At 70.8% G+C, this 15,675-nt stretch carries 16 protein-coding genes; 1 reads left to right on the top strand and 15 read right to left on the bottom strand.

Annotation, left to right across the window (positions count from 1 at the left end; genetic code table 11):
• Positions 1–22 precede the first annotated feature (22 nt).
• The 11 genes from rpoZ to pyrR form a co-directional block, all read right to left on the bottom strand.
• The gene (gene rpoZ, locus ACFCV8_RS20895; RefSeq protein WP_003970369.1) at positions 23–295 is read right to left on the bottom strand and encodes a DNA-directed RNA polymerase subunit omega; all 273 of its coding nucleotides are present in this window, start codon (positions 293–295) and stop codon (positions 23–25) included.
• A gap of 159 nt (positions 296–454) precedes the next feature.
• A complete protein-coding gene (gmk, locus tag ACFCV8_RS20890) occupies positions 455–1,072 on the bottom strand; it encodes a guanylate kinase (RefSeq protein WP_376686878.1) in 618 nt (205 codons plus the stop codon).
• Positions 1,073–1,110: 38 nt separating this feature from the next.
• Positions 1,111–1,434 (bottom strand): integration host factor, encoded by a 324-nt coding sequence (locus ACFCV8_RS20885; protein WP_014157387.1) that lies wholly within the window; start codon positions 1,432–1,434, stop codon positions 1,111–1,113.
• Between the two features lie 243 nt (positions 1,435–1,677).
• Positions 1,678–2,517: an orotidine-5'-phosphate decarboxylase gene (gene pyrF / locus ACFCV8_RS20880; RefSeq protein WP_376686877.1), complete on the bottom strand. Its 840-nt coding sequence runs from the start codon at positions 2,515–2,517 to the stop codon at positions 1,678–1,680.
• Positions 2,514–3,623, bottom strand: coding sequence for a quinone-dependent dihydroorotate dehydrogenase (locus tag ACFCV8_RS20875; RefSeq protein ID WP_376686881.1), 1,110 nt, complete (start codon positions 3,621–3,623; stop codon positions 2,514–2,516). Before ACFCV8_RS20875 ends, pyrF begins: the two co-directional genes overlap by 4 nt.
• A gap of 58 nt (positions 3,624–3,681) precedes the next feature.
• Positions 3,682–6,990, bottom strand: a complete 3,309-nt coding sequence (carB, locus tag ACFCV8_RS20870) for a carbamoyl-phosphate synthase large subunit (RefSeq protein WP_376686876.1) — start codon at positions 6,988–6,990, stop codon at positions 3,682–3,684.
• On the bottom strand, positions 6,983–8,125 hold the full coding sequence (gene carA, locus ACFCV8_RS20865) for a glutamine-hydrolyzing carbamoyl-phosphate synthase small subunit (protein WP_376686875.1): 1,143 nt from the start codon (positions 8,123–8,125) through the stop codon (positions 6,983–6,985). The genes carB and carA overlap by 8 nt, the downstream gene beginning before the upstream one ends.
• The gene (locus ACFCV8_RS20860; protein WP_376686874.1) at positions 8,122–8,706 is read right to left on the bottom strand and encodes a hypothetical protein; all 585 of its coding nucleotides are present in this window, start codon (positions 8,704–8,706) and stop codon (positions 8,122–8,124) included. The genes carA and ACFCV8_RS20860 overlap by 4 nt, the downstream gene beginning before the upstream one ends.
• Complete coding sequence (locus ACFCV8_RS20855) at positions 8,703–9,989, bottom strand: dihydroorotase (RefSeq protein ID WP_376686873.1); 1,287 nt, start codon at positions 9,987–9,989, stop codon at positions 8,703–8,705. Before ACFCV8_RS20855 ends, ACFCV8_RS20860 begins: the two co-directional genes overlap by 4 nt.
• A gap of 2 nt (positions 9,990–9,991) precedes the next feature.
• The gene (locus ACFCV8_RS20850; protein WP_376686880.1) at positions 9,992–10,978 is read right to left on the bottom strand and encodes an aspartate carbamoyltransferase catalytic subunit; all 987 of its coding nucleotides are present in this window, start codon (positions 10,976–10,978) and stop codon (positions 9,992–9,994) included.
• Between the two features lie 95 nt (positions 10,979–11,073).
• The gene (gene pyrR, locus ACFCV8_RS20845) at positions 11,074–11,658 is read right to left on the bottom strand and encodes a bifunctional pyr operon transcriptional regulator/uracil phosphoribosyltransferase PyrR (protein ID WP_376686872.1); all 585 of its coding nucleotides are present in this window, start codon (positions 11,656–11,658) and stop codon (positions 11,074–11,076) included.
• A 222-nt stretch (positions 11,659–11,880) separates the two neighbouring features.
• Between pyrR and bldD the strand changes: the two genes are divergently transcribed.
• Positions 11,881–12,381, top strand: a complete 501-nt coding sequence (bldD, locus tag ACFCV8_RS20840) for a transcriptional regulator BldD (protein WP_014044812.1) — start codon at positions 11,881–11,883, stop codon at positions 12,379–12,381.
• A 158-nt stretch (positions 12,382–12,539) separates the two neighbouring features.
• Here the strand turns inward: bldD and nusB are convergent, their stop codons facing one another.
• From nusB to ACFCV8_RS20820, 4 genes are all read right to left on the bottom strand, one after another.
• Positions 12,540–12,971, bottom strand: a complete 432-nt coding sequence (nusB, locus tag ACFCV8_RS20835) for a transcription antitermination factor NusB (protein WP_376686871.1) — start codon at positions 12,969–12,971, stop codon at positions 12,540–12,542.
• Between the two features lie 2 nt (positions 12,972–12,973).
• Complete coding sequence (gene efp / locus ACFCV8_RS20830; RefSeq protein ID WP_376686870.1) at positions 12,974–13,540, bottom strand: elongation factor P; 567 nt, start codon at positions 13,538–13,540, stop codon at positions 12,974–12,976.
• Positions 13,541–13,589: 49 nt separating this feature from the next.
• Positions 13,590–14,696 (bottom strand): M24 family metallopeptidase, encoded by a 1,107-nt coding sequence (locus ACFCV8_RS20825; protein WP_376686869.1) that lies wholly within the window; start codon positions 14,694–14,696, stop codon positions 13,590–13,592.
• A 65-nt stretch (positions 14,697–14,761) separates the two neighbouring features.
• Positions 14,762–15,583: a Pro-rich N-terminal domain-containing protein gene (locus ACFCV8_RS20820; RefSeq protein ID WP_376686868.1), complete on the bottom strand. Its 822-nt coding sequence runs from the start codon at positions 15,581–15,583 to the stop codon at positions 14,762–14,764.
• Positions 15,584–15,675: the final 92 nt, after the last annotated feature.

Below are 15,675 nucleotides of genomic sequence, written 5' to 3'. Positions count from 1 at the left end.
GGGACGAAGACGCGTCTGCTGCTTACTGCGCGGGGCCCTCGATGGCCTCGGAGGTGAGCAGGCCCGCGTTGATCTCGCGGAGCGCGATCGAGAGCGGCTTCTCGTGCACGTGGGTGTCGACGAGCGGACCGACGTACTCCAGGAGACCCTCGCCGAGCTGCGAGTAGTACGCGTTGATCTGGCGCGCGCGCTTGGCGGCGTAGATCACGAGGCTGTACTTCGAGTCGGTGGCCTCGAGGAGCTCATCAATCGGCGGGTTGATGATGCCCTCGGGCGTGGTGATGGAAGAGGACACTCTCTGCCTTCCGAAGGGGGTGAGAATCAAAGAAACCTTTGATGGTGCGGAGATCCGCGGTCGCACGGTACCGGCTGCGCCGGATCCGGTTTGCCGGATCGGTTGGGCCGGATCGGTTGTGCCGGTGCGTGCGCGTCGACACGTGCTTGCCGGTACGTGTCAGGCGCTGTCGGCGCGGCGGCCGGAAACCTCCAGCATCAAGGCTAGCAGCTCACGCGCCACGTCCTCGACGGAGGTGTTGACCAGCGTCGTGTCGAACTCGGCCTCCGCGGCCAGCTCGACCCGGGCGGCGGCGAGACGGCGCTCGATCACCTCGGGCGCCTCCGTCCCGCGGCCGGTGAGCCGGCGGACCAGCTCCTCCCAGCTCGGCGGGGCCAGGAAGACCAGCTGGGCGTCCGGCATCGACTGCCGGACCAGCCGGGCACCCTGGAGGTCGATCTCCAGCAGCACCGGCTCGCCCGCCTCCAGACGGTCGAGCACGGCGCGGCGGGGCGTTCCGTAGCGGTTGCCCGCGAATTCGGCCCACTCCAGCAGCTCGCCGTTGGCGATCAGCTTGTCGAATTCCTCGTCGTCCACGAAGAAGTAGTGGACGCCGTCACGCTCGCCGGGGCGCGGCTTGCGGGTCGTCGCCGACACCGAGAGCCATACCTCGGGGTGGACCTTGCGCATATGAGCGACGACCGTGCTCTTGCCGACCCCGGAGGGGCCGGAGAGCACGGTCAGCCGCGGACGTACGTCCGGGGGTACGGGGGACGTCCCCCGGGATGTTGCAGCCATGGAGCGATTATCCAGGTTCTCAGGGGTGCCTGAGAACGTCAGGCGGCGCTGCCGCCGAACTCCCGCTCCAGGGACGCGATCTGGTTGGAGCCGAGACCCCGGACCCGGCGGCTCTCGGAGATGCCGAGCCGCTCCATGATCTGCTTGGCGCGGACCTTGCCCACGCCGGGCAGGGACTCCAGCAGGGCGGAGACCTTCATCTTGCCGATGACGTCGTTCTCCTGGCCCTGCTTGATGACCTCGTGGAGGGAGGCGCCGGAGTGCTTCAGTCGATTCTTGACCTCGGCCCGCTCCCGGCGAGCCGCGGCGGCCTTTTCGAGCGCGGCTGCGCGCTGTTCAGGGGTAAGGGGCGGAAGAGCCACGCCTACGTCACCTCGGATGTCGATCTGTCGGATACGGACCGGTGAGGAAGCTGGATGCCCCACACCAGGTGAGCGACGGACACTCGTGTACGTCGGCTCTCGACGGAGACTAGCGGCCTCGGACGCCCGAGTCAGCGAGAACCAACGAAAAGTCCTGGTCAGCCTTGCCCGACCAGGACAATCCAGGCATAACAACCGAGTTTTTTGGTCAGGAGTTGGTCAACACCCCGTTACGGGAATCCGTCACCCGCCCGCCAGGGCCGTTCGGATCTCCTCCGTCAGCCGTTCGGCGGCCTCGCGCAGCCCCGCCGCGTCCGGCCCCCGACGCAGTACGCCCCGGCTCACGCTGGGCACCACATTGCCCACAGCCGCGCCGAACACTCCGGGCAGATCCGCGGGTGTCGCACCCTGCGCCCCGATCCCGGGAGCGAGCAGCGGGCCGTTGATCGCGAGGTCCACCCCGGCGTCCTCGATGGTCGCGCCGACCACCGCGCCGACCGAGCCGAGCGGCCGCGCCCCGGCGTTCTCCTCGGCCATCCGGTCCAGCATCAGCTGGGCCAGCGAGCGGCCGTCGGCGGCGGTGGCCCGCTGCACCTCGGCGCCCTCGGGGTTGGAGGTGAGGGCCAGCACGAAGACCCCGGCGCCGGAGGCGGCCGCCGCGTCGAGCGCCGGGCGCAGCGAGCCGAAGCCGAGGTACGGCGAGACGGTGACCGCGTCCGAGAACAGCGGCGAGTCCGGGTGCAGGTAGGTTGCCGCGTAGGCGCCCATCGTGGAGCCGATGTCGCCGCGCTTGGCGTCCATCAGCACCAGCGCACCGGCCGCCCGCGCCTCCTCGACCGCCTTCTCCAGGACGGCGATGCCGCGCGACCCGAAGCGCTCGAAGAACGCGGACTGCGGCTTGAGCACGGCGACGCGGTCGGCCAGCGCCTCCACGACCGTGCGCGTGAAGCGCTCCAGCCCGGCGATGTCGTCGTCCAGGCCCCAGTCGGTGAGCAGCGAGGCGTGCGGGTCGATGCCGACGCAGAGCGGGCCGCGGGTGTCCATGGCGCGGCGCAGGCGCGCGCCGAACGGTTCGGGGCTCATGCGGTGGCCTTCCTGGTTGCTGCGCCGACGGCCTCGGCGAGAGTGGCGTACGGGGAGGCGGCCAGGCGCGCGGCCAGGCCCTTGTGGATCGACCGGGCGTAGAACGGGCCCTCGTAGATGAAGGCGCTGTAGCCCTGGACGAGGGTGGCTCCGGCGAGGATGCGCTGCCAGGCGTCCTCGGCGTTCTCGATGCCGCCGACGCCGACCAGGGTGATCCGGTCGCCGACCCGCGCGTGGAGACGGCCGAGCACCTCCAGGGAGCGCGCCTTGAGGGGCGCCCCGGAGAGCCCGCCCGTCTCGCCGGTCAGGGCGGGCGGGGACGTCAGGCCGAGGCCCTCACGGGCGATGGTGGTGTTGGTGGCGATGATGCCGTCCAGGCCCAGTTCGACCGCGAGGTCGGCGACCGCGTCGACGTCCTCGTCCGCGAGGTCCGGGGCGATCTTGACGAGCAGCGGGACGCGCCGTGCGGTGACGGTGCGGTCGGCCGCCTCGCGCACGGCGGCCAGCAGCGGCCGCAGCGCCTCGGTGGCCTGGAGGTTGCGCAGCCCCGGGGTGTTGGGCGAGGAGACGTTGACGACCAGGTAGTCGGCGTGGGCGGCGAGCCGCTCGGTGGACTTCACGTAGTCGTCGGCGGCCTCGGCCTCCGGCACGACCTTGGTCTTGCCGATGTTGACGCCGACCGTGGTCCGGAAGACCGGCCTGCGGGCCGCCAGCCGGGCGGCGACGGCGGCGGAGCCCTCGTTGTTGAAGCCCATGCGGTTGATCAGCGCACGGTCCGCGACGAGGCGGAAGAGGCGCTTCTTGGGGTTGCCGGGCTGCGGCTCGCCGGTGACGGTGCCGATCTCGACGTGGTCGAAGCCGAGCATCGCCATGCCGTCGATCGCGACGGCGTTCTTGTCGAAGCCCGCGGCGAGGCCGAAGGGGCCGTGCATCCGCAGGCCGAGCGCCTCGGTGCGCAGTTCCTTGTGGCGGGGCGCGAGCGCGGCGGCCACGAAGGTGCGCAGCACCGGGACGCGGGCGGCGAGACGGATCCACCGGAAGGCCAGGTAGTGGGCCCGCTCGGCGTCCATCCGCTTGAAGAACAGCCGGAAGAAGAGCTTGTACATCGGAAGTGTCCTCACGGAGAGGGGGACACCGTTCCCGGTGTCCCCCTTCGCCGTTGTGCTAGTCGCGGGCCGCGGTCAGATGTTCCGCGTGTTCCTGGAGCGAACCGACGCCGACGCCTCCGTGGGTGAGGGCGTCGATGCCCTGGACGGCCGCGGCGAGCGCCTGGACCGTCGTCAGGCACGGCACGGACCGGGCCACGGCCGCGGTGCGGATCTCGTAGCCGTCGAGGCGGCCGCCGGTGCCGTACGGCGTGTTGACGATGAGGTCGACCTCGCCGTCGTGGATCAGCTGGACGATGGTCTTCTCGCCCTGCGGGCCGGTGCCCTCGGACTGCTTGCGCACGACGGTGGCGTTGATGCCGTTGCGCTTGAGGACCTCGGCGGTGCCGGAGGTGGCGAGCAGCTCGAAGCCGTGGGCGACGAGTTCGCGCGCCGGGAAGATCATCGAGCGCTTGTCGCGGTTGGCGACCGAGATGAACGCGCGGCCCTTGGTGGGCAGCGGGCCGTAGGCGCCGGCCTGCGACTTGGCGTACGCCGTGCCGAAGACCGAGTCGATGCCCATGACCTCGCCGGTGGAGCGCATCTCCGGGCCGAGGACGGTGTCGACACCGCGGCCGTGGATGTCGCGGAAGCGCGACCACGGCATGACGGCCTCCTTGACGGAGATCGGCGCGTCCATCGGCAGGGTGCCGCCGTCGCCGTTCGCCGGGAGCAGGCCCTCCGCGCGCAGCTCGGCGATGGTGGCGCCCAGTGAGATGCGGGCGGCGGCCTTGGCGAGCGGCACCGCGGTCGCCTTCGAGGTGAAGGGGACGGTGCGCGAGGCGCGCGGGTTGGCCTCGAGCACGTAGAGGATGTCGCCGGAGAGCGCGAACTGGATGTTGATCAGCCCGCGGACGCCGACGCCCTTGGCGATGGCCTCGGTGGAGATCCGCAGCCGCTTGATGTCGTGGCCGCCGAGCGTGATCGGGGGCAGCGCGCAGGCGGAGTCGCCGGAGTGGATGCCGGCCTCCTCGATGTGCTCCATGACGCCGCCGAGGTACAGCTCGGTGCCGTCGTAGAGCGCGTCGACGTCGATCTCGATCGCGTCGTCGAGGAAGCGGTCGACCAGGACCGGCCGGGTGGGGCTGATCTCGGTGGACTCGGCGATGTACGAGGAGAGCCGGGCCTCGTCGTACACGATCTCCATGCCGCGGCCGCCGAGCACGTAGCTGGGGCGTACGAGCACGGGGTAGCCGATCTCGTCGGCGATGGCCTTGGCCTCGTCGAAGGTGGTGGCGGTGCCGTGCTTCGGGGCCGGGAGCCCGGCCTCGGCGAGGACCCGGCCGAAGGCGCCGCGGTCCTCGGCGGCATGGATCGCCTCCGGGGAGGTGCCGACGACCGGCACGCCGTTGTCCTTGAGCGCCTGGGACAGGCCCAGCGGGGTCTGGCCGCCGAGCTGGACGACGACACCGGCGACCGGGCCGGCCAGGGTCTCCGCGTGGACGATCTCCAGGACGTCCTCGAGCGTCAGCGGCTCGAAGTACAGGCGGTCGGAGGTGTCGTAGTCGGTGGAGACGGTCTCCGGGTTGCAGTTGACCATCACGGTCTCGTAGCCCGCGTCGCTCAGCGCGAAGGAGGCGTGGACGCAGGAGTAGTCGAACTCGATGCCCTGGCCGATGCGGTTGGGGCCGGAGCCGAGGATGATCACCGCGGGCTTGGTACGGGAGGCGACCTCGGTCTCCTCGTCGTAGCTGGAGTAGAAGTACGGCGTCTTCGCGGCGAACTCGGCGGCGCAGGTGTCGACCGTCTTGTAGACCGGGCGGATGCCGAGAGCGTGCCGCACCTCGCGCACGACGTCCTCGCGCAGGCTGCGGATGTCGGCGATCTGCGCGTCGGAGAAGCCGTGCCGCTTGGCCTCGGCGAGCAGCTCGGGGCCGAGTTCGTCGGCGGCGGCCAGCTCGTCGGCGATCTCCTTGATCAGGAAGAGCTGGTCGACGAACCAGGGGTCGATCTTCGTCGCCTCGAAGACCTCCTCCTGGGTGGCACCGGCCCGGATCGCCTGCATGACGGTGTTGATCCGGCCGTCGGTCGGGCGGACCGCCTCGGCCAGCAGCGCGGTCTTCTCGCCGGGCTCACCGGTGAAGGCGAACTGCGAGCCCTTCTTCTCCAGCGAGCGCAGCGCCTTCTGGAGCGCCTCGGTGAAGTTCCGGCCGATCGCCATGGCCTCGCCCACCGACTTCATGGTGGTGGTGAGGGTGGAGTCGGCGGACGGGAACTTCTCGAAGGCGAAACGCGGGGCCTTGACGACGACGTAGTCGAGGGTGGGCTCGAAGGACGCCGGGGTCTTCTCGGTGATGTCGTTGGGGATCTCGTCGAGCGTGTAGCCGACGGCCAGCTTGGCGGCGATCTTGGCGATCGGGAAGCCGGTGGCCTTGGAGGCGAGCGCCGAGGAGCGGGAGACGCGCGGGTTCATCTCGATGACGATGACCCGGCCGTCCTTCGGGTCGATCGCGAACTGGATGTTGCAGCCGCCGGTGTCGACGCCGACCTCGCGGATGATCGCGATGCCGATGTCGCGCAGCCGCTGGTACTCGCGGTCGGTGAGCGTCATCGCCGGGGCGACGGTGATCGAGTCGCCGGTGTGGACGCCCATCGGGTCGAAGTTCTCGATGGAGCAGACGACCACGACGTTGTCGTTCCGGTCGCGCATCAGCTCCAGCTCGTACTCCTTCCAGCCGAGGATGGACTCCTCCAGGAGCACCTCGGTGGTCGGGGAGAGCGTGAGGCCCTGGCCGGCGATGCGGCGCAGCTCGTCCTCGTCGTGGGCGAAGCCGGAACCGGCGCCGCCCATGGTGAAGGAGGGGCGGACGACGACGGGGTAGCCGCCGAGCGTCTCGACACCGGCGAGGACGTCGTCCATGGAGTGGCAGATGACCGAGCGGGCGGACTCGCCGTGGCCGATCTTGGCGTTGACGGCCTCGACGACGCCCTTGAAGAGGTCGCGGTCCTCGCCCTTGTTGATGGCCTCGACGTTGGCGCCGATGAGCTCGACGCCGTACTTCTCCAGGACCCCGTTCTCGTGCATGGAGATCGCGGTGTTGAGCGCGGTCTGGCCGCCGAGGGTGGGGAGCAGCGCGTCGGGGCGCTCCTTGGCGATGATCTTCTCGACGAACTCGGGGGTGATCGGCTCGACGTACGTGGCGTCGGCGATCTCCGGGTCGGTCATGATCGTCGCCGGGTTGGAGTTGACCAGGATGACGCGCAGGCCCTCGGCCTTCAGGACGCGGCAGGCCTGGGTGCCGGAGTAGTCGAACTCGGCGGCCTGGCCGATGACGATCGGGCCGGAGCCGATGACCAGGACGGACTGGATATCGGAGCGCTTAGGCACGCTGGCCCTCCATCAGGGATACGAAACGGTCGAAGAGGTACGCGGCGTCGTGCGGGCCCGCGGCCGCCTCGGGGTGGTACTGGACGCTGAAGGCCGGCCGGTCGAGCAGCTGGAGGCCCTCGACGACCTGGTCGTTCAGGCAGACGTGGGAGACCTCGGCGCGGCCGAAGGCGGTGTCGGACACCTTGTCGAGCGGGGCGTCGACGGCGAAGCCGTGGTTGTGCGCGGTGACCTCGACCTTGCCGGTCGTGCGGTCCTGCACGGGCTGGTTGATGCCGCGGTGGCCGTACTTCAGCTTGTAGGTGCCGAAGCCGAGGGCGCGGCCCAGGATCTGGTTGCCGAAGCAGATGCCGAAGAGCGGGGTTTTCCGCTCCAGGACGCCCTGCATGACGGAGACCGGGTGGTCGGCGGTGGCGGGGTCGCCGGGGCCGTTGGAGAAGAACACGCCGTCGGGCTCGACCGCGTACACGTCCTCCAGGGTGGCGGTGGCGGGCAGCACGTGCACCTCGATGCCCCGCTCGGCCATCCGGTGCGGGGTCATGCCCTTGATGCCGAGGTCGATCGCGGCGACGGTGAACTTCCTGGTGCCGATCGCGGGGACGACGTAGGCCTCCTTGGTGGCGACCTCGGCGGAGAGGTCGGCGCCCACCATCTCGGGAGCCTGCTGGACCCGGGCCAGGAGCGTGGCCTCGTCGGCGACGGCGTCGCCGGAGAAGATGCCGACGCGCATGGCGCCTCGCTCACGCAGGTGGCGGGTGAGGGCGCGGGTGTCGATGCCGCTGATGCCGACGACGCCCTGGTTCTCCAGCTCCTCGTCGAGGGAGCGGCGCGAGCGCCAGTTGGAGGGCACCCGGGCGGGGTCGCGGACGACGTAGCCGGAGACCCAGATGCGGCCGGACTCGGGGTCCTCGTCGTTGACCCCGGTGTTCCCGACGTGCGGGGCGGTCATCACGACGACCTGGCGGTGGTAGGAGGGGTCGGTCAGCGTCTCCTGGTAGCCGGTCATGCCGGTGGAGAAAACCGCCTCGCCGAAGGTCTCCCCCACGGCCCCGTAGGCGCGGCCGCGGAACGTGCGGCCGTCCTCCAGGACGAGTACGGCGGGAGCTTTGGCGGCTCCCCGGGTGGAGATCGTCATCGTGCGGCGCCTTCCGTAGCGGTGGTGTTGGTGAGTTGGTTGATGGCCTCGACCCAGGCCGCGTGCTCGGCCGACCGGTCGGAGCGGAAGCCGGAGTCGATCAGCTTGTCGCCGTGGGCCCAGGTGATGATCAGCAGGCCGCCCTCGGGGAGGACCTTGCCCGCGATGCCCTTGTCGAGCCGTGCCTCGCGCAGGGCGTTCGCCGGTACGAAGAAGTCGGCGGCACCGGGGCGGACCACGTCCAGGCCCTGCGGGGTCAGGGTGAGCTCGACCCGGCTGCGGGTGCCCAGGCCGTGGGCGACGATCCGGTCGAGCCACTGCCCCGCGGTGGTGGAGGCGTGGTAACGGCCGGTCAGGGTGAGCAGTGGCTCACCGTCCGCGAACCCTTCCGGGGTGGCGTGGAGCTCCGGCAGGCCGGACTGGAGGCTGCCCCGCCACTTCCATCCCTGGCGCATCAGCCAGTAGACGAAGGCGATCAGGACGATCAGTCCGATGACCCAGCTGATCCGGGCGGACCAGTCGGTGACCTCGGCCGACTTCCGTTCGGCGGCGAACTGGTACAGAGAGGTGAGTGATGTCACGCGAGCTTCCCGTCGACGACCGTGGCACGGCCCCGCAGGAAGGTGTGGGTGACTCGGCCCGGCAGCTCACGTCCCTCGTACGGAGTGTTGCGGCTGCGGGAGGCGAAGCCCGCGGGGTCCACGACACCACGGTAAGCGGGATCGACCAGGGTGAGGTTGGCGGGTTCGCCCGCCGAGACGGGCCGGCCGTGCCCGTCGAGCCGTCCGATGGCGGCCGGGCGGAACGACATCCGGTCGGCGACCCCCGCCCAGTCGATCAGCCCGGTGTCGACCATCGTCTGCTGGACGACGGAGAGCGCGGTCTCCAGGCCCACCATGCCCATGGCCGCGGCGGCCCACTCGCAGTCCTTGTCCTCGTGCGGGTGGGGGGCGTGGTCGGTGGCGACGCAGTCGATGGTGCCGTCGGCGAGCGCCTCGCGCAGCGCCATGACGTCGGCCTCGGTGCGCAGCGGCGGGTTCACCTTGTAGACCGGGTTGTAGGACCGTACGAGCTCGTCGGTGAGGAGCAGGTGGTGCGGGGTGACCTCGGCGGTGACGTTCCAGCCCTTGGACTTGGCCCAGCGGACGATGTCCACGGAACCGGCGGTCGACAGGTGGCAGATGTGCACCCGGGAGCCGACGTGGGCGGCGAGCAGCACGTCGCGGGCGATGATCGACTCCTCGGCCACCGCGGGCCAGCCGCCCAGGCCGAGCTCGGCGGAGACGACGCCCTCGTTCATCTGGGCGCCCTCGGTGAGGCGGGGCTCCTGGGCGTGCTGGGCGACGACGCCGTCGAAGGCCTTCACGTACTCCAGCGCGCGGCGCATGATCACCGCGTCGTCGACGCACTTGCCGTCGTCGGAGAAGACCTTCACTCCGGCGGCCGAGTCGTGCATGGCGCCGAGCTCGGCGAGCTTCCTGCCCTCCAGGCCTACGGTGACGGCGCCGATCGGCTGCACGTCGCAGTAGCCGGACTCCTTGCCGAGCCGCCAGACCTGCTCCACCACGCCGGCGGTGTCGGCGACGGGGAAGGTGTTGGCCATGGCGTGCACGGCGGTGAATCCGCCGACCGCCGCCGCCTTCGTCCCGGTCAGGACGGTCTCGGAGTCCTCGCGGCCGGGCTCGCGCAGGTGGGTGTGGAGGTCTACCAGGCCGGGCAGCAGGATCTGTCCCCCGGCCTCGACGACCGTCGCGCCGGTGGCGTCGAGGCCGGTGCCGACGGCCGCGATGGTCTCGCCGTCGATGAGGACGTCCCCGGGCTCGCCGCCGAGGATCTTCGCACCGCGGATCAGGGTCTTGCTCATGGTTACTTGTTCTCCTCGGTACGGGACGGGGCGGCGGGCGCGGCGGATTCGTACCCGCCCAGCAGCAGGTACAGGACGGCCATCCGGATGGAGACGCCGTTGGCGACCTGCTCGACGGCCGTGCAGCGGTCGGAGTCGGCGACCTCGGCGGTGATCTCCATGCCGCGCACCATCGGGCCGGGGTGCATGACGACGGCGTTCTCGGGCATCTTCGCCATGCGGTCGGCGTCCAGGCCGTAGCGGCGGGAGTACTCGCGCTCGGTCGGGAAGTACGCGGCGTTCATCCGTTCACGCTGCACACGCAGCATCATCACCGCGTCGGACTTCGGCAGCACCTCGTCGAGGCCGTAACTGACGTCGCAGGGCCACTGCTCGACACCGACCGGCACCAGGGTCGGCGGGGCCACCAGGGTGACGTGGGCGCCGAGGGTGTTCAGCAGGAGGACGTTGGAGCGGGCCACCCGGCTGTGCAGGATGTCGCCGACGATGGTGATCCGGCGGCCTTCGAGGTCGCGGCCGAGACCGCTGTCGGCGCCGACCAGGCGGCGGCGCATCGTGAAGGCGTCCAGGAGGGCCTGGGTGGGATGCTCGTGGGTGCCGTCACCGGCGTTGACCACGGCGCCGTCGATCCAGCCGGAGGTGGCGAGGCGGTAGGGGGCCCCGGAGGCGCCGTGCCGGATGACGACGGCGTCCGCGCCCATCGCCTCCAGGGTCAGCGCGGTGTCCTTGAGCGATTCGCCCTTGGAGACGGACGAACCCTTCGCGGAGAAGTTGATGACGTCGGCCGACAGACGCTTGGCCGCGGCCTCGAAGGAGATGCGGGTACGCGTCGAGTCCTCGAAGAAGAGGTTGACGACAGTACGGCCGCGCAGGGTGGGGAGCTTCTTGATCGGCCGGTCCGCGACCCGGGCCATCTCCTCGGCGGTGTCGAGGATCAGGACGGCGTCGTCGCGGGTGAGGTCGGCGGCCGAGATGAGGTGGCGCTTCATCTGGGTGTTCTCCGGTGGATGGAGGGGTTCAGGCATACGGGCGTGCGTGAGCAGCCGTACGGGCGCGTCACGGCCCGCACGGGGTGGTGGTGGAGCTACTGCTCGCCCGTCGGGGCGGCCCGCTCGACACCGAGCAGCACGGCGTCGCGGCCGTCCTCCTCGGCGAGCTGGACCTTGACCGTCTCCCGCAGCGACGTGGGGAGGTTCTTGCCGACGTAGTCGGCGCGGATCGGCAGTTCGCGGTGGCCCCGGTCGACCAGGACCGCGAGCTGCACCGCACGCGGACGGCCGATGTCGCCCAGGGCGTCGAGCGCGGCGCGGATCGTGCGTCCCGAAAAGAGGACGTCGTCGACCAGGACGACCAGACGGCCCTCGATGCCCTCGCCGGGGATGTCGGTGCGGGCCAGGGCGCGCGCCGGGCGCAGCCGCAGGTCGTCGCGGTACATCGTGATGTCGAGGGAGCCGACCGGCATCTTTCCGCCGGTGATCTCCTCGAGCTTTTCGGCGAGCCGGCGGGCGAGGAAGACGCCCCGCGTCGGGATGCCGAGGAGCACCACGTCGTCGGCGCCCTTGGCGCGCTCGACGATCTCGTGGGCGATACGGGTCAGAACCCGGGCGATGTCCGGGGCCTCCAGAACGGGGCGTGCCGCGTTGCCGGTGGCTTCATGCTGTGCGTCCATAAGAAACGGACCTCCTTCTCCGCCTCACGGGACGGACCTTAAAGGACGTCGAATTTGCGTCATCCACGTTACCAGGGCTTGCGTCGGCCTCTTCTCGCGCCCCCGGGAGAGGACCGGTCGGGCCCTTTCAGCTTGACGCGACCAAGTAACGCTGCGTAACCTCACAGTGAGTTACCAGCAACGCGGCGGAGCCGCGCAATGTCCCAGCGTCCGGGGAGCTTTATGTCCAGCGAATACGCAAAACAGCTCGGGGCCAAACTCCGTGCCATCCGCACCCAGCAGGGTCTCTCCCTCCATGGCGTGGAGGAGAAGTCCCAGGGCCGCTGGAAGGCCGTCGTGGTCGGTTCGTACGAGCGCGGCGACCGTGCCGTGACCGTGCAGCGCCTCGCTGAGCTCGCGGACTTCTACGGGGTCCCGGTGCAGGAGCTCCTGCCCGGCACGACGCCCGGCGGTGCCGCCGAGCCGCCGCCGAAGCTGGTCCTGGACCTGGAGCGTCTGGCCCACGTGCCGCCGGAGAAGGCCGGTCCGCTCCAGCGTTACGCCGCGACGATCCAGAGCCAGCGCGGCGACTACAACGGCAAGGTGCTGTCGATCCGCCAGGACGACCTGCGCACCCTGGCCGTGATCTACGACCAGTCGCCCTCCGTGCTCACGGAGCAGCTGATCAGCTGGGGCGTGCTGGACGCGGACGCGCGCCGCGCCGTGGCCCACGAAGAGGGCTGAGTCCCGCAGCAGAGACCTACCGCCGTGCCGGCGCGGGTTCACCCCATCGGGTGCCCGCGCCGGCACGGTTTTTTTGTGCCCGCCGCGCCACCGCACCATGCCGAAGGGCCCGCGGTCACGGGGACCGCGGGCCCTTCGTCGGCTGAACGGCCGCCGGGCTACTGCTCCCGGCGGAGGTTCGGCTTGAGGTCCTTGAAGCGGGCCAGCAGCCCGTTCACGAAGGACGGGGAGTCGTCGGTGGAGAACTCCTTGGCGATCTGGACCGCCTCGTCGATCACCACCGCGTCCGGCGTGCCGTCCTCCCAGATCAGCTCGTAGGCACCGAGGCGCAGGATGTTCCGGTCGACGACCGGCATGCGGTCGATCTCCCAGTCCACCGCGTACGTCACGATGAGGTCGTCGATCCGGTTCGCGTACTTCGCGTACCCCTCGACGAGCTCCATCGTGTACTCGGCGACCGGCGGCTGACGGGTGTCGGACCGCGAGTGCCGCACCCAGTCCGCGAGGACGGTCAGCACGGACTCGCCGCGCTGGTCGGCCTCGAAGAGGATCTGGAAGGCGCGCTTGCGGGCCTTGTTCCGGGCAGCCACGGTTAGCTGTTCACCCGGCCGAGGTAGTCGCTGGTGCGGGTGTCGACCTTGACCTTCTCACCGGTGGTGATGAAGAGCGGCACCTGGATCTGGTAACCGGTCTCCAGGATGGCGGGCTTGGTGCCGCCGGTGGAACGGTCGCCCTGGACGCCCGGCTCGGTCTCCTTGATGACGAGCTCGACGGCGGCCGGGAGCTCGACGTAGAGCACCGAGCCCTCGTGCTGCGCCACGGAGGCGGTGAAGCCCTCGATCAGGAAGTTGGCGGTGTCGCCGACGGACTTGCGGTCGACCATGAGCTGGTCGTAGGTGTCCATGTCCATGAAGACGAAGTAGTCGCCGTCCATGTACGAGAACTGCATGTCGCGACGGTCGATGGTGGCCGTTTCGACCTTCACACCGGCGTTGAACGTCTTGTCGACGACCTTGCCGGAGAGCACGTTCTTGAGCTTGGTGCGCACGAAGGCCGGGCCCTTGCCGGGCTTGACGTGCTGGAACTCGACGACGGACCAGAGCTGGCCTCCGTCGAGCTTGAGCACCATGCCGTTCTTGAGGTCGTTCGTGGAAGCCACGGTTGCGGAATCTCCTGGGCTGAAGCTGGTGGACGACCGAGGATCCGCGCTAGAGCGCGAGCAGCTCCTTGGTCGTGATGGTGAGTAGCTCGGGTCCGCCGTCCGCCTCGGGGCGCACGACGAGCGTGTCATCGATCCGGACCCCGCCCCGGCCCGGGAGGTGGACCCCGGGTTCGACGGTGACCGGCACACAAGCGTCCAGTTTACCCATGGCCGCAGGTGCCAGCTGCGGGTCCTCGTCGATTTCGAGTCCCACCCCGTGCCCGGTCCAGGGCGCCAGGCCCCCGCCGTGCCCCGCCGAGTCCAGGAGATTGCGGGCCGCGTGGTCCACGTCGCGGTACGCGGCGCCGGGCACGAGCGCCTCGCGGCCGGCCCGCTGAGCGGCGAAAACGAGGTCGTAGAGCTCGATCTGCCAGTCGGCGGGCGCCGTCCCGATGACGAAGGTCCGGCCGATCTCGCAGCGGTAGCCGCGGTAGCTCGCGCCCAGGCAGACGGAGAGGAAATCCCCTTCCTCGACCCGCCGGTCCGAGGGGCGGTGGCGGCCCCGGCCGGAATTCGGCCCGGTGGCCACCGAGGTGGCGAACGCGGGGCCGTCGGCGCCGTGGTCCACCAGCCGGCGCTCCAGCTCCAGGGCGAGATGCCGCTCGGTGCGGCCGACCAGGATGGACTCCAGGAGTTCGCCCAGGGCCTGGTCGGTGATCTCCGCGGCGATCCGCAGACAGGCGATCTCCTCCTCGTCCTTGACCACCCGCAGCTGTTCGACGGTGGTCCCGAGGTCGGCCAGCAGCACCCGCGGGGCGACCGAGCCCATCGCCCGGTGCCGGGCGACCGTCAGATGGTGCTCCTCGACGGCGAGGGAATCCGCCCCCGCGGAACCGGCCAGATCGGCGGCCGCCACCGCCGGATCACCGTCGGCCACGGGCAGCACCGAGACCCTCAGCCGTTCGTCCGTCCGGCCCTCGCCGTGCTCACCGCCCGGGGCGCGGGGCGAGAAAAGGACGTCCTCGCCGGGGCCGAGCAGCAGCACGGCCCCCGGCGGCGCACCGCCCGCGAGATAGCGGACGTTGGCGGGGCGGGAGACCAGGGCGGCCGCGGCACCCGCGGCGGCGCACCGGTCGCGAAGCGCTCCGCGGCGGACGGCGTACACCTCTGACATGTCACGAGCCTACGAGCGGTGGCGCAGACCTGCTCGGTCAGCGCATCCGACCGGGGGGCGAGAATTCACCAGCTCGGCGGGGAGGCTATGGACCGGGCGAGGATGTCGTCGAGGACCCTGGCGGTGGTCTCCACGTCGTACGTCGAGTTGTCGATGATCGGCAGCCCCGAGCCATACCAGCCCGCCATCCTGCCGTGGATCCTGGCGACCTCCTCGTCCGAGAGGCGGCGGTTCCCGCTGCGGGCGGCGTTGCGCTCCAGCACGATCTCCAGGCCGGGCAGCAGGACGACCGGCAGCAGCCCGGGGCCGACGTGCCGCTTCCAGCCGCCGAGACCGACGACCGGCCGGTCGGGGAAGACCGCGTCGTCGAGGATGCAGGAGATGCCGTTGGCGAGGAAGTTACGGGCGGCGAAGCCGCAGGTGCGCCGGGCCAGGCGGTACTGCGCCTCGGAGTGGTCGTTCCATCCGGCCTGCGGGTCGGCGAAGCCGGAACAGACCCACTCACGGACGTCGTCGAGGCTCACATGGGCGGTGGGGACCCGGCGGCGGCTGGCCCAGAGCTTGGCCACGGTGGTCTTGCCCGCGCCCGCGGGGCCGATCAGCAGGACCGCGAGGGTCGTGTTGCCCGTGCCCGGCTCGGCGGGCGGCGCGGGCAGCGGGACAGGGCCTCCGGGCGGCAGCTGGACGTGCCCGGTGGTCTCCCGGGCGGGAGGGCCCGGGGCATGGTGCGGTGCCGGTCCGCTCCAGCCGCCGGGCGCGGGCGGGGCGGCCGGCGGCGGGCCCGCCGGGACCGGCGGGCCGGGGCGCTGGGCCTGCTGCGACCAGCCGACAGGTCCGCCCGCGGGGCCTTGGGGCGGCGGCAGCGGGGCCCCCACTGCGTGCTGCATCCGGTGCCACTCCGTCTCGTACAGTCAACTGGCGCTGGTGGAACGGCAACCGTACCGTTCCCGGCCGCCACAGGGACAACGGCCAAGAACCC

It is taken from the genome of Streptomyces sp. NPDC056347, assembly GCF_042262625.1.
In the GTDB taxonomy this organism is placed as follows: domain Bacteria; phylum Actinomycetota; class Actinomycetes; order Streptomycetales; family Streptomycetaceae; genus Streptomyces.
Note: the sequence above shows the minus strand (reverse complement) of the source record. Positions and strands in the feature narration are given on the sequence as shown.